Here is a 13,922-nt window from a genome sequence, read left to right as displayed (position 1 = left end):
TTAAAAGTTTTGAAGTATCTACTAAACCTATAAATAGTGCTCAATGACAGAGGAAAATTTACAAGAAATTCTGGATGATGCAAATACAGGGGAATCAGCATCTATTCATAGAAGAGAATTGAAGAAGAATGTTGACATTGCAAAAGTGTGGTTAGAAAAAACCAAAAATGGAGTTCAGTTCGATCCACTTCCTTGTTTTTTTATCAAAAATGATGACGGTTTATACGTTGGGATAGTTTATGATATGATTTATGATCTCCATTGGTACATCTCACCTAATTTTAGAAAGAGAGGCCTTTTGACAAAGTCAATGAGGGAAATCATATTGCCATACCTGTCTCAGACTAGAGAGAAACAATCGATAAGCATCGATAGTTCACAATTGATCGATTTAAATTACGAGGCGTCTTTAAAAGTTGCTCAAAATTTAGGCTTTCAATTTGAATCCGGAAAAAGCTATGTTCTTGATTTGGAAAAATATTCTTTGGAGGAGTGGATTGAGGGAGAAAATAATGACCTTAGTCAAGAGCGGATTGAGTTTTTTAAAAATCAGCTTGAAACGATTTCGTATTCTCTCTGGAAGATTCAAACAGAGGTGGAAATGAATCTTGGCGAATCTGTTTTTACAGAAGAGGTACTCCAGTTAGTCGAAGAAATTAAAAGTAAAAGAGATATCCTTCAGGATGAATATTGGGATTTTAAGGGAATAAACTTATTGAAATAAAATTAGCTCTATGCTTCCAAAAAATTCTTCAAATTTTGCTCAAAACGAGGCGAAAAAGAGTTTGATCTATGATAGATGCTTATACGGTAGTGATTTAAGTCCGATCGATTATGGTGAAAAGTTTTGATCACTTCAACGATTGAAATGGAACAGAGGTCAAAGCTTGAATCTTTTTCGTAATCTGTATTAATCAATGCTATATACTCGTTGTAAGATATTTTAAAGTAATCTCTATCACTACTCATAAATTTTTGGTTTTTGAAAATTTATATGTCAATAGAATTTATATCTAAGATTAGTAAGTTTAAAGATTGAAAAATGTATTTTCAAATTTCTGCTGCTTTAGAATACTATTCTGAATCATCATTTATTCTTTTTGACCGAAAAATGAAATGTTGTTTTATTAAATCAATTAGATAATTATTTTTGTATATTACAAATTTAGTTCAGCTCTTTGCAATTTTGTGCATCATGATGTTACTTGGATAAAATCATCATTCAGTCAAGCTAGATGTTTTGTCTGCCGTGTATAATAGTGATCCTAGTTCGCCTCTAGAGAATTGGGTACTAATTCGATGTAAGGTGGCTTTATCAACGTGTTGTAAAACAGGTGAATAGTTTTCCGTGGTTTGAGAAATAATCTTGATTGAGGGTAAATCGAAAATAGCACATTTAAGAAATGAACTTAGGGAGACACAAATAGAAACTTGATGTGTTAAATAGGGCATGTTGACCACAAGAATATTGTACAGCGCACGTTTACACTTATTAAAAAAATCATTGTTATCTTAGTAAACATAAACTTTATTAATGCAAACTAAATTTTTACCAGCCGTCAATGGCGACTGTATTTGGATTTCCTTTTCCGATGAAAACGACCAGATTAGAAACATTATAATAGACGGGGGAACTGCGGAAACTTACTGCGAAAAGGATAAGAAAGGTAAGATTATAATGGGAGCTTTTGGTGATACTGTTGAGCTGATAAGAGATAAAGACCAAAGAATAGATTTGCTAATTTTAACCCATGTTGATAATGATCACATTGAGGGTCTTACTACTTGGTTCGAAAATGATCCCCAAGCGACTGATCTTATAGGAACTGTATTATTTAATTCAGGGCAGTTGATTTTTGAATATTTTAGAAAGCCGGATATATTAGAAAATCATATCATTTTAACGCCCTCTTACGTGACTGATACAGGGATTGTCGAAGGTGTAACTTTTGAAAAAACAATCGGTGATGCCGGAGTTTGGACTAGGAAGATTATTAAGGCTGAACAAGTGATTAAGTTTTATGGGGTTGAATTAAAAATATTATCGCCTGATGAGAGCGGACTTGAAGCTTTGCTAACTAAATGGGAAAAAAAAATGCCTGAAAGTGTGACTTCAAGACCAACAGACTACAAACAAAGCTTACTCTCTCACATTGAAAATGATCTTTTCGTCAAGGATAGATCGCCTCATAATGGCAGTTCAATTGCTTTTGTATTAACTTTTAAGGGTAAAAATATGTTATTTCTCGCAGATGCTCATCCTGAGAAGATCATTGCCGGCCTAAATTATTTTGGCTTTACGGAAAAAAATAAATTGGAATGTGAGTTTGTGAAAATGGCTCATCATGGTAGTAAGTTTAATACTAATGTGGAACTTTTACGTCTTATTGAGTCACCTGTTTATGTGATTAGTAGTGATGGTTCGGGAAGCGCCCTTCCCCATAAACAATGTCTTGCAAGATTGCTTAATGAGAAAAAAACTCTGAGTCTCTACTTTAATTATGACCACTTAGCTGAAGAGATATTTTCTAAAGCAGATTACGTATCATTTCCAAACCTTGAAATATTGCCTATTGATCACGAATTTATAATACATGAATAAGTTACCCATTTTTACTGTCAAGGTGGGATCTGGTAGTGGTTGTTTATTTCAACCAATGTCTGATCAATATTCTTATGTATTAACCGCCAGGCACGTTATTAAAGATTCTCCACTACCCTTATCGATAGTTAGGCAAACTGTTAATGAAGAAGGTGATTTGGTGAACGAAGAACTCGAGATGATAGGGGAACCATACTATCATAACGATTTTAAGAATATTGACGCAGCCATCATAAAAATTCAGAAGGTTGATGATAGTATTACTGAATTGTTGCGATTGGATAAGCCTTTTGCTGCATTGGGAACCTTTGTTTTGGCAGGTCACCCTAATTCAAGAAGTAGAGAGGATTTCTCTTATCGTGACAATAATCTTACTCTTAAGATAAAGAAGCCCTTAAACTACATTGAAGGTGAGTTAGAACGTGTGGCCACGCATAAAGAAATCGTTGGGCAGTCTGGTGGTGGCATAATAAATATAGATAATGGACACTATTATCTTGCTGGAATACAAAAAAAAATGTCTGTTCCAGATGGGCAGGAAACCTTGGGAAGAATCGATTTTATGCCGATGGCTTTCTTTGACGAGATAGTCGCTGTTAATGATGATCTAATAGAGCTGCTGCCTTATTATCTTACCTCCTTCTCGTTATTAAAAAATCAGGTGATGAAGATTGAAAATTGCCTAGTACCAGGAAACGTCGCCTACACCAGGGATTTTTTGAGGAATATCACAGACAAAATTGTCAACAATAATCTTACACCACTATTCGTAAAGAATTTTTTCAATGAAAAATTGCTAATCGGGAATAAGCCAAGTAAAAATGATTTGTTATCAAAAGAACTTTGGATAACTTGGCTCGAGTACCTGATCATCTTAAATTTAGTGAAGGATAACGATATTACCGAAGGCACCTTAGAAGAGAACTTTAATTCCTTTAGGATACTTTTTTCTAACACAACGAAGGACTGGTCTGCACAGTTTAAAGAAATTACACAATCGGATTTTCGTGGCTTGTCACAAAACGGATGCATAATCGTTAGTACAAAATCCAAGCCGGATAAATATATCATCCCATCTAACGCAATAGATGACATTATTCGTGCTAATAATGTTCAAGCAGTGGAGATGCTTATTGATGAAGGGGTCGAACATCCTTTTAAAAGTTATAAATTAATACATCTATATGCTTTTCAAAAGAAATGTATCATTGAAAAGGAAGAAGATTATCGTGATTATAATAGTTTGTCGGAACAGGAATTAATAGCAAAATTAAAAGCAGAATATGAAGAATTGCTCAGACACTGAGAACGTGAAATCCATAGAAAAAATATACCCAGGTGTAAAGGTCGGCCTTTATCAGGTATCCTTTTTGGGTACTATTAACGTATTTACACTGTTGTTTCCAACGGAAAATCTTCTGAAAGAACAATGGAAAGATCTTTACAGCTCCATTGCTGCGTATTTTCAGGCTGACTTGCCCTCTTCTGCCGAATTTGAACGGTGGAATATGTATATTTTCTACGTCTGCCGTGAATCAGTTGAAAAAGAACTGCAATATAAGATTGAAAATGATAGGTTTGCATGCAGGAAAATTGTATTAGGGAATTATAAAGAAGAGGTAAATGACGAGGCAGTGGAAAAAATAATTAGCCATCATATAACAAATACTGATCTGAATATAACAGCGACTGTTCAAAATAAATCGATAACTTTTAAAAAAGATGAACAATTAACAAAGCTGATCAGTACACACAAATTGACCACTACCAAGAAAAATGCCGAAACTGATATTCAAAAAATACTAACTGAACTAGAAGAGAAGTATAATAATGAAGTTTAAAAAAGTTGAAATACAGGCTTTTAGGGCTTATGATAAGGTTGAAAATGGGACTTTCGACTTTTCTGATCAAGAAACTGGCGAAATAGCCGACTTTATTTCTATTTATGCACCAAATGGTTTTGGTAAGACCTCTTTCTATGATGCAGTAGAATGGGGATTTACCAATAACATTAATAGATTTCTCAGGAAGCATGGTAAGAATGCTGATGCTGCAAAAGCCGAAAGAACTTATAAAGCAGATTTCGGAACTAAAGAAAAGCAGCATATTATTCGTAATAAATTTTCCGATCCAGATTTGGAAGGATTCGTAAGACTTTCTACAACTGTTTCCGATAAAACCATTGTAAATACTATTCCTGATGTTCGATCAGGTCAACCGGATTTCAAGTTTAAACTGTCGGAGACAAAGAAAGGTACAGAATATTTTCAAGACGTTTTACTTTCCCAGGAATGGATAGATGCTTTTCTTAAAGAGGATGATTCAAATATACGATATGAGAAATTTATAACCTATTTCGGGGATAAAAATCTGGATGAGTACTATAAAAACGTTGTCGGTTTGATCAAAGCTAACGATGTTAACATCACCAGTTTAAAAACTGAACTTCAAAAATGTCAATTGAAGTTGAATTTTGAAGGTGACAAGGACATTTTAAAGAAGATCAATTCCCATATAGATTTGTTGAATCAGGATAATTTGGGGTTTAGAAGAATAGACACTGATTTCACTGATAAAGACTTTCTAGAATTATCAGATTTAATTGATACTCGAATGTTAAAACTGAACTTTTCACTCGAAAAAGTCATTGAAAATGAAAAGAAAATCGAGAGTTTGTTAATTGGTTCAACAGAAGAAGCTGGTATCGCCGAATATATAGATGCTGCTAAAAAAATAGCGGAAGGAATTAAACAGTTAAATGAGTTTCAAAATACTTTGAAGCAACTGTTAGCGACGAAAACTGATAGAAGCGAGTTGGACAAGATAAATAGGAATCTTGAATCGTTGTCGAAGCTGACATTAGAAGCAAATCAAATCAAATCGGCTTTTGGTAAATACGTTACCCAGATTTTTCAACAAGCTGAAGTTTTGGCTTTATCAAAGGCGGAAGGTGAAAAGCTTGTAAGTGAACAAAATAAATTATTAATATCAGATCTACAGATAAAACGGGGGGATGAACGAATTAAAATAATACTTGCAGAAATTGAGGAAATGCGTCAACAATTCGTAAATCCTGAATTAGAAGAATATACAAGATTAGAATTGATTTCAAAGCAGTCTCAATTTAACAAAGAGTTGGAGGAAATTACTAAAGCTCTGAATGGGAGAAAAGCTGAGAAGAGTGCTTTGTCGAATGGCTTAGCTGAACTTAAACGAGCCCAAAGTTGTTTCATTGAGCATAAATTTTCATTAATTCCACAAGATCTCCGCACAGAATTTGCAAAGCAGATCGCCAGTGCGGAAAAACTCATACAAAGAAGGGAGAAAATTTTGTTCGAAATAGATGGAATTCAACGGGCAATCACCCAGCAGGAATTGTTAAGTGAGGATATCCAGCAGTTTATTTTAAGAGGAGCAGAAATAGTTAATAATGCCAAAAGTAATCACTGTCCACTATGCGATAGTGAATTTGAGTCATTTGAAGATTTGACCTTTGCCATTAATAACAACACTGCACTCAGTCAAGTGATGCAAGCCTTAATTGAAGAAAGATCGAATAAGGGAGAACTTTTGGATGAAATTAGCAATCGTATAGTTTCCGAACTAAAACTTTTGGCAGATCGTATTGATGGTTTGATTAATAACGCAAATTATGAGATTAAAGTGCGAGACGAACTTATTGAAGGACTAGATAATCAAAGCAAAAATTTACAGAAAAAAATTGAAGATAATACCGAAGCATTGGTCAAATGGTCAGCTAAACTACAAGGTTTGACACCAGACCATTTCAATTCGAATAAACAGACCACGATAGATTTGCTAACATCTGAGCTATTAGAATTACAAACTACAACCAAAAACATTAGGGAAGAAATCGCGATAGTAGAGAAATCTATCAACGATCTTAAAAATAGTGTTGCCGAAAGAGAAGAGACATTGAGGCAATTACGGGAGGATTTAGAATACTCGTCTGTTGTATTATTTTTTCGTAAACAATTTCCCGGAAAAGCTATTTCGCTAGAATTATTGGATGAACTTATAGCAAAAATACAAGAAGATCAGAAAAAGGCAGATTCTAGGAAAAGTCATCTCACGAAATCTTTGGAGACATCAAATGGCCAGAATCTTTCCATATTAATAGATGAAGTAAATGCAGATATCGTAAAGCGTGAAAGATTAAATAGTGATTTGTTAAGGGTTATCAACAAATTTGAACAGTCTGCAGAATCTCTTGCGCTAAAATTTGAAAGATCGATCTCTTTAGAACACCTAGAATTCCTCCTAAAAGATGAAATGGCAGATCTTAAAAAACGCATAGAGATGAATAAAGTTACTACGCAAAATTTACTGCTTCTGAAAAGGCTTCAGGAAAACGTAATGCCTTATTTAAATCATCAAAAATTTGTCAAAACAGCAGATGGGTTAGAAAAACGTATTAAGTTACTACGGGATAAAATCGGGAAAAATTTATGTGTAGAAAGAGATCGAATATCCAAATTTATACATGAACAGGTAGAATCTTTCTTTTATGAGGATCTGATAAATGTGCTCTACCGAAAAGTTGATCCACACCCTGAATATAAGAAAATCAAATTTAAATGTGATTTTAGTAATGACAAGCCTAAGTTAAATGTTTTTGTAACTGGAGAAAATGGAGATAACCCGCTGGTGCCAAATTTGTACTTCAGTACGGCACAAATGAATATTCTAAGTCTCAGTATTTTTTTAGCGAAAGCATTAAATGCTGAGGATAATGATGGAAATCCTGTAAATTGTATTTTTATTGACGATCCAATTCAATCAATGGATAGCATTAATATTTTGTCAACAATAGATTTATTCAGAAGTATTGTTGTCAAATTCAACAAGCAGATTATTCTGTCCACTCATGATGAAAACTTTCATAACTTACTTAGAAAAAAAATACCGGCGTCGCTGTTCAACGCAAAATATATTGAGTTAGAGACCTTCGGAACTGTTCGATCAACTTATTAACGATTAATATTGTTCATGCAACCTACAAAAACGACGAATAGGCTACATTTTTCAGACCTTGATCCTTTAAGATTTGAGGATATCTGCTTTATGTTGGTAAATGCTAAATGTAAGGGAATAAAACTGGAACATACTGGTCGCACTGGAAATGATTCAGGAATAGATATTAAAGGAAATATTACGCTACCTTCTGGTAAATCTGATGTTTGGATAATCCAATGCAAAAGACAAAAAAGTATTTCTGGAAATGAATTAAAAGTAATTGTTGATCTTATTGAAGCAAGTGGAGTATCACACGATAAGCTTTTGATAATTGTATCTTGCGATGTGTCGAAAAGAAATCGAGAAATTCTGGAGGTACATTGTAAATCTAGGGGAATTGCCATTCCCGAAATTTGGACCGCTACAAATTTGGAAACTTATCTTTATGAGTATCCAAAAATACTTAAAGTGGCATTTGGTATTGACAAAGAAAAAGAAATAAAGAAAAATGTTCAACGGCTAAATCGGGGCTTGAAGATGAAGGAACGGCTGCTGAAAGCGATTATAGATCATAAATTTATTAAAGCCCCAGCTAATGGAAATTCCTTGATAAATAAACCTAGTTCGAAATTTATTTGTGAGGAAGTTTATATTAGGGCAGTGGATGATATTACTTACGGTACAGGAGTCTCCAGTCCATCGGGAACGTTTAATACATCTTACCGAACGTTTTTTCATGATATATATTTTAATGGTGTCGAATTTCTACTAAATGCAGGTATAGGTTCGTTTGTTATCATGGATGATGATGGTTACTGGGAGCCAGTACATACTTTTTCTGATCCGCGGCTCAAGCAGGCTAAATATAAGGTTATACCTGCAAAAATGATCGGCCGCATTCCTTATCATAGAATCGTTAATTTCATTAAGGACGGTGATGAATATACCTCATGTCCGCATCTTTTTTGCCAGTTTGACGGTTTGGACGGAATGCCTTATGAAGAAATTTACTACAAGGAAGACCATTACAAAACTGGCGGGATTGGTTGGGATTTTGATCGTAAAATGCAGACAGTGTTTGGTCCCGAAAGTTAAAATCTATAATCTGTAAGTTTGTCTTGTTAAATAATATTCTTCTCTGGCAGGGAGAAATCTGAAATACTCACTTAAATGTGATTGGGATTTCCGCCGTGCTAATACGATTGCTTTCTTTTGATGGGTGCTGTCTCCTTTACAAGGGAAGTCGACAATGGTATATTTGTCCCCCTTTGCGAAATTTAGATGTCAATATAAGTGTTTTATTTTCAGTAGTATGTGTTTCGGACGTGGTGTCTAAGACATTGCTCAAATTACCTAACTTATGACTGAGCCTAGTATAGGCTTTTGGTTGGCGGCACTAAATAGATAATTAATTTCATTAGACGCTTCATTCAATTATCCCAAACTTAATGATAATGAAATAATAAATCCTTAAGATTAGCTATCTTGATTTTATCAAATATTTCCAAATTTACACTCAGGCCTTAATATGAAGCTATTCTTCGTCTATTCGGTAATGTTTGAGAAAAAAAATCAGTGCTTCCATAGGATAAAAATGCTAAAATAAATTATATATTATTTTTAAGAAACAATGCGATTGAAATTGCAAAGTATTGGACAGTTTTAATATTTCTGATATAGATTGAGTATTTTAGCTCCTATGAAACCTACTAAATATTTTTCTTCGGTTCTACTTCGATTTCGTTCTCATGATAGATTTCTTTATCGCTTTGCTGATAGAAATGAACTGGATGGATTTTTTACAGAAATAACCGAAAGATTGAGGAATTGTATGATCTATTTAATTTGCAGTAGGCCTATAATCTCGATTGTACCAGAAACATTTAAGAAAGATGGTGATCAATTTAAATTTGACTTGAAATTTCGAAATGATGGTGCTGAAACCCCCGGGATTAATAGCAGATTTTGGAGGCCGGGTAAAAGTTTCAGCTTATCCCTATAACTCTATTTTAAACTATGATGAAAATGGAAATCTTGTTTCAACAACCCTAATATCAAATTTTGTTCATTTATTGCAGGGAATTCCAGATGTAATCTCAAACCATGAAGTCCTTTACGTTGGAAAAGGAACATCTGATTGCGCTATTGATAGACTTGACGGACACTCAACTTTGGAACGTATTTTGGCTAATGTTTAAGGAGGTTGCAATTATTATATATAATTTCAAGATGCAGAAGGATATTCTCCAAATTCCGAATATTGGAAAATATGCTGAAATACGTGGGCCAAAGGCTAAAGCACATTTTGAATGCATATACCGGAGCATGCTGCCCCCCTGATTCCGGACATAATTTAGGATATCATGTTTGTTTAAGCGCTGCTATCGCATGGCATTCCGTCAGATAATGACCCCTTTGTTGTTCAATCAGTATGATATTTGGAGGCATTTTTACCTCTCCAAGTAATATCTTTCTGTTTAACAACTTATATTCCGGAGCATATTGGTTCTTCCCCACTTTTGGTGGTCAAGACGGAGCGTATACTACACGTTTCCTCAATAAGTCAAACCCCGCTCTACCATACATCTGCCTCTTAATCATTTTCAGTCGGTTCACGTTTCCTTCCACGGGACCATTACTCCATGGTAAGGTGAGCGCATTTTCAACAGCGGGGCAATCGGCGAGCAGTCCTTTTGCGAATGATGCTATTTCTTTTAGTCCCGAGGTGCTTGATTTCTCGATCCACTCCCTCAATTTTGTATCGCCCGACTTCTCAGCCATTATTTTACGGAAGGATTGCACTAGGATAAAAGTCTTATTCAGCTCTTTGGAGGATTTGCATAATTCGCGGATGATATTCCGTTGGTCATCCCACAGATTTTGTTGATCTGACAGAAACCATATCGCCGCTGATGATGGTTTAAAAGTTGCTGCACCATGATTCGGTAATTCTTTAGTGAACCCAGCTTTTTTGCCCACTCGGATCCCATAGAATTTCAAGCCTTCTGAGAAAGTTGAATAGGCTCCTTTATATCCTTGGGTTCTGAGCTCCTGCCACAATGTGGTGATCAATATGCTCGGCTCTTCCTCCATACGCTTTTTTATATGCGTAAAGAATTTTTCAAGCGGATTAATCTTGCATTGAGATTTCCGGGGCAAGGTCTCCATGTCCAGATAGTTTTTGACGGTTTGTCTGTGCATGCACAGATGCCGTGCCATGGCACGTATGGAATATCCTTTTTTCTGTAATTCCTTCAGTTGCTCAAACCGCTTTAAGCGGATCCCGCCATGAGCTGAATCCGGAGAGCTTCTGTTTTCAGATAGTGTGCTTTGATTTTCAGCTATTTGTTGATCGTCAACCCGCAACTGCTTATTGGCCAACAAAGCTGTGGCTTTGCTGTAATGCCTGATCAAAACTTTCTGTACCGCCTCACTTAAATTTTTCAACAAGTGCCAACGATCGGTGACCTGGATAGATTGGGGAGCACCCAAAGTAATAGCTTTTCGATAGTTACTGTATCTATCCCGGCTCATTACTTCAATCTCTGGACGTTCCTGTAGCCATTTACGCAATGTCTCCTGTTCACGGTCTGGTAATAGATCTATCACTTTCCCTGTGTGGAGATTGACCAAAATACTACCGTAACTTTTCCTTTTTTTGTAAGCCCAATCGTCTACGCCAATGGCGGTTACACCTTTTGCTGGTGAAAAATCGCATTTTTCAATCAACCGTAGTATAGTCGTATCGCTCGTGGGTATCGACAATATGGTACAAATCCGCTGAGCAGGCCTTCCTCCGGCAAGAAGCCCAAGTTGTCTGATCTTACTTTCCAGACGCTCAGTCCTCCGTTTATATGGCCTGAAATGACTCTCGAACCTCTCGGTGAATATTTTGAACGGACATTCGTCTTGATGACAATAAAATTTACGAGAGCGAAGAATAATTCTGGAAGTTTTACCGAAGACAGGAAGGTCTGTGATCTTGCGGGTGTAATAGCTGTGGATTCTTTTCGAAGTGATGCAGCAGTTTGGGCAGACAGCACTTTGGGTAGTACTCTGCACATAAACTACCAGTACATCTTGCTGGTTATCTACTGATATAATCCTGAAGTTATCACCATCGTCCGAAAAAACAAGTTTTGATGCATTCATTAAAATATGAACGCTAATTGAAGACAAATATGATGGTATTACCACCAAAAGTGGGGAAGAACCAACATCATCGGAATATGCATTGAAGCGATCAATGATTTTCAACCAGGAATTAATGAGCAAACAGAAATAGCAGAAGCTTTATTAATTGATTATTTTAAGACGAGTTTGTATAATACTCATTTTACAAACGGATTGTCATCAAAGTTAAAGACCTTAAAAAATGTATACAAATTAGATTTTGACGCAATTATTGTAGAAATCAACAATGAAAATATTGGTAATTTAAAGGTCTTCTCGAATCATGTTGCACCTGATTATTATCATCAAGCAATACTTGATATTAGGAAACATGAGGGTAGAATATCACTTCTAAATCTAAAGTGAGTTTTATCGGGATAACATCAATATTTACAATATATCTCCATTCAGGATAAGTATTAGGATTTGTAATGAAATAAATTTATCAAAATAGAATTAGCTCAATGCCTCCAACAAATTCTTCAAATCTTGCTCAAAATCATGTGAAAAAAGTATGCTGACCGCACTTAAGGAGACACTATTAAATAGTAGTCTCCTTTTTTATGCTCAAAAATGTTGTCATTCAGAGTGTTAAAAACGACCTGCGCAGTTCGATTTTTTGATGCAAAAATTTTCGTATTTTATTCATATTAGGCTAAAAAGTGAGTATATAGCGTCATTAAGGCGTTTTTTCTACAGTTCGAAATCTCCTTAAGGATTTATTTTTGAGCTTAAGAGTATTCCCAGAGGATACTCACAATCCCATTTTTGGCAAATGGGGCGAGAGAAGTAGGGCTTTGCCCAACTTCTGCTTGCTCCTTTGTATCGTCCTATTATGGGGTTACATTTCGCAAAAACGCTGACTTTCATATGCTGTTTTACAGCGCTCAAAGTATTCAATTAGAATTAACACATGTTGCTAGTCTTTAATTAACCTGCCAACAATATTTTGATCGGTTTCTTCTTGAACAACGATATTACATAGGATTATATCTTTATTATCAAAGACCTGAAAATCGAAAAGTCTGGTAAGAACTTTAAATATTATGCCTTTTTTCTCGAACCGAGCATTTACTCCATGGCCATCTATAAACCTATCTACAGTTAAGCCTAAATAATCACCTGGAATTGGTAAATCAGCAATACTATCTGCGTGATATCCTTCTTCAGTTAGGTCTTCCTCGTACGGTCTTCCATTCCCATTTGGATTGTATTCTTGAAATCTGATCCGGATAGATTTCTGATCTTTGAAATCCAACCCATCCACTGCTTTAATTGCCATAATTTTTTCTTAACAAGTTACAAAACATAAATTATCAAATCAAGTTCATTTAAACCAGAAATTTTTTCCCCACCTATTTAATGATTGGTAATCTGGTTCTGTTAAACGCTGGTTTATTAAGATTATTCGATATCCTAAATTAGCATGATTAATTTTAAAATATATTGTCTCAAAAACTTGTATCAATAAACACTGTTTCATAAATTTATATGACATGAGTTTAATGTAACTAAATATGAAAATTGGGTATGCAAGAGTTTCGACCAGAGATCAAAATTTGAATTTGCAAATTGAAGCTTTGGAAAAGGCAGGTTGCGATAAAATATATAAAGAGAAAATTTCGGGATCGACCAAGAGTCGACCAGAACTTGACAAGATGCTTGAGCATCTACGGAATGATGATGAGTTGTATGTATGGCGATTGGATAGATTAGGCCGAAGCCTAAAGAATATTATTGATTTAGTTTTAGGTTTAAATGACAAAGGGATAATTGTCAAAGGTTTGACCGATGGTGTAGATACCAGCACAAGTAATGGTCGATTGTTTTTAAATATAATGGCTTCGTTTGCAGAATATGAAAGGGAGTTGACAAGAGATCGGACAAATGCAGGCTTACAATCTGCTAGAGCGAGGGGCAGAACCGGAGGAAGACCGAAAGGCTTTACAAAGGAAACAATAAGGAAGTTATTAATTATGCGCCCTCTTTATAAAGATCTGAGTAAAACTCCGGAGGAAATTTACGAACCACTCGGATTGTCTCGAGCAACCTTTTACCGCTATGCTAAAATTCTCGACAAGCATACTAATGATGAAATTAAAAATATGGAAGTTAATAAATATCAAAAAACGGTTTAAAATGAAAGCTATTGACTATTGTAAAAAATACG

11 protein-coding genes are annotated in these 13,922 nt (G+C 35.1%); 8 read left to right on the top strand and 3 right to left on the bottom strand.

Going from position 1 to position 13,922, the window contains the following annotated elements:
• The first annotated feature begins 43 nt into the window (after window positions 1-43).
• Window positions 44-724: a hypothetical protein gene (locus B2O97_RS24570; RefSeq protein ID WP_088160832.1), complete on the top strand. Its 681-nt coding sequence runs from the start codon at window positions 44-46 to the stop codon at window positions 722-724.
• An 8-nt stretch (window positions 725-732) separates the two neighbouring features.
• Here the strand turns inward: B2O97_RS24570 and B2O97_RS24565 are convergent, their stop codons facing one another.
• Window positions 733-969, bottom strand: coding sequence for a hypothetical protein (locus B2O97_RS24565; protein WP_088160833.1), 237 nt, complete (start codon window positions 967-969; stop codon window positions 733-735).
• Between the two features lie 565 nt (window positions 970-1,534).
• Here B2O97_RS24565 and B2O97_RS24560 point away from each other — a divergent pair.
• The 6 genes from B2O97_RS24560 to B2O97_RS24535 all read left to right on the top strand — a co-directional run bounded on the left by B2O97_RS24560 (window position 1,535) and on the right by B2O97_RS24535 (window position 9,777).
• On the top strand, window positions 1,535-2,602 hold the full coding sequence (locus B2O97_RS24560) for a ComEC/Rec2 family competence protein (protein WP_088160834.1): 1,068 nt from the start codon (window positions 1,535-1,537) through the stop codon (window positions 2,600-2,602).
• Window positions 2,595-3,908: an ABC-three component system protein gene (locus B2O97_RS24555; protein ID WP_088160835.1), complete on the top strand. Its 1,314-nt coding sequence runs from the start codon at window positions 2,595-2,597 to the stop codon at window positions 3,906-3,908. Before B2O97_RS24560 ends, B2O97_RS24555 begins: the two co-directional genes overlap by 8 nt.
• Entirely contained in the window at window positions 3,886-4,443 is a 558-nt protein-coding gene (locus B2O97_RS24550) for an ABC-three component system middle component 1 (protein ID WP_088160836.1), read from the top strand. Before B2O97_RS24555 ends, B2O97_RS24550 begins: the two co-directional genes overlap by 23 nt.
• The gene (locus tag B2O97_RS24545) at window positions 4,433-7,597 is read left to right on the top strand and encodes a hypothetical protein (RefSeq protein WP_286768321.1); all 3,165 of its coding nucleotides are present in this window, start codon (window positions 4,433-4,435) and stop codon (window positions 7,595-7,597) included. Before B2O97_RS24550 ends, B2O97_RS24545 begins: the two co-directional genes overlap by 11 nt.
• A gap of 15 nt (window positions 7,598-7,612) precedes the next feature.
• Entirely contained in the window at window positions 7,613-8,674 is a 1,062-nt protein-coding gene (locus B2O97_RS24540) for a restriction endonuclease (protein WP_286768320.1), read from the top strand.
• 833 nt (window positions 8,675-9,507) lie between these two features.
• Complete coding sequence (locus B2O97_RS24535) at window positions 9,508-9,777, top strand: hypothetical protein (RefSeq protein ID WP_286768319.1); 270 nt, start codon at window positions 9,508-9,510, stop codon at window positions 9,775-9,777.
• 328 nt (window positions 9,778-10,105) lie between these two features.
• On the opposite strand, the gene B2O97_RS24530 is transcribed toward B2O97_RS24535, so the two are convergent.
• Together B2O97_RS24530 and B2O97_RS24525 are read right to left on the bottom strand one after the other, a co-directional pair.
• On the bottom strand, window positions 10,106-11,731 hold the full coding sequence (locus tag B2O97_RS24530; RefSeq protein WP_286768318.1) for an ISL3 family transposase: 1,626 nt from the start codon (window positions 11,729-11,731) through the stop codon (window positions 10,106-10,108).
• A 940-nt stretch (window positions 11,732-12,671) separates the two neighbouring features.
• Complete coding sequence (locus tag B2O97_RS24525) at window positions 12,672-13,034, bottom strand: hypothetical protein (protein WP_286768317.1); 363 nt, start codon at window positions 13,032-13,034, stop codon at window positions 12,672-12,674.
• 235 nt (window positions 13,035-13,269) lie between these two features.
• On the opposite strand from B2O97_RS24525, the gene B2O97_RS24520 reads away from it, so the two are divergent.
• Complete coding sequence (locus B2O97_RS24520) at window positions 13,270-13,890, top strand: recombinase family protein (protein ID WP_286768316.1); 621 nt, start codon at window positions 13,270-13,272, stop codon at window positions 13,888-13,890.
• The last annotated feature ends 32 nt before the right edge of the window (window positions 13,891-13,922 follow it).

The sequence above is a fragment of the Sphingobacterium sp. UBA865 genome (genome assembly GCF_002295765.1).
Taxonomy (GTDB): Bacteria; Bacteroidota; Bacteroidia; order Sphingobacteriales; family Sphingobacteriaceae; genus Sphingobacterium; species Sphingobacterium multivorum.
The sequence above is the reverse complement of the archived record's forward strand: the minus strand, read 5'-3'. Positions and strand labels throughout refer to the sequence as shown.

Bases quoted from the DNA above. Each gene is read 5' to 3' on its own strand.
- B2O97_RS24560 (WP_088160834.1), top strand. From the start codon at position 1,535: ATGCAAACTAAATTTTTACCAGCCGTCAATGGCGACTGTATTTGGATT.
- B2O97_RS24535 (WP_286768319.1), top strand. From the start codon at position 9,508: ATGATGGTGCTGAAACCCCCGGGATTAATAGCAGATTTTGGAGGCCGG.
- B2O97_RS24555 (WP_088160835.1), top strand. From the start codon at position 2,595: ATGAATAAGTTACCCATTTTTACTGTCAAGGTGGGATCTGGTAGTGGT.
- B2O97_RS24570 (WP_088160832.1), top strand. From the start codon at position 44: ATGACAGAGGAAAATTTACAAGAAATTCTGGATGATGCAAATACAGGG.
- B2O97_RS24525 (WP_286768317.1), bottom strand. From the start codon at position 13,034: ATGGCAATTAAAGCAGTGGATGGGTTGGATTTCAAAGATCAGAAATCT.
- B2O97_RS24530 (WP_286768318.1), bottom strand. From the start codon at position 11,731: ATGAATGCATCAAAACTTGTTTTTTCGGACGATGGTGATAACTTCAGG.
- B2O97_RS24540 (WP_286768320.1), top strand. From the start codon at position 7,613: ATGCAACCTACAAAAACGACGAATAGGCTACATTTTTCAGACCTTGAT.
- B2O97_RS24545 (WP_286768321.1), top strand. From the start codon at position 4,433: ATGAAGTTTAAAAAAGTTGAAATACAGGCTTTTAGGGCTTATGATAAG.
- B2O97_RS24550 (WP_088160836.1), top strand. From the start codon at position 3,886: ATGAAGAATTGCTCAGACACTGAGAACGTGAAATCCATAGAAAAAATA.
- B2O97_RS24565 (WP_088160833.1), bottom strand. From the start codon at position 969: ATGAGTAGTGATAGAGATTACTTTAAAATATCTTACAACGAGTATATA.
- B2O97_RS24520 (WP_286768316.1), top strand. From the start codon at position 13,270: ATGAAAATTGGGTATGCAAGAGTTTCGACCAGAGATCAAAATTTGAAT.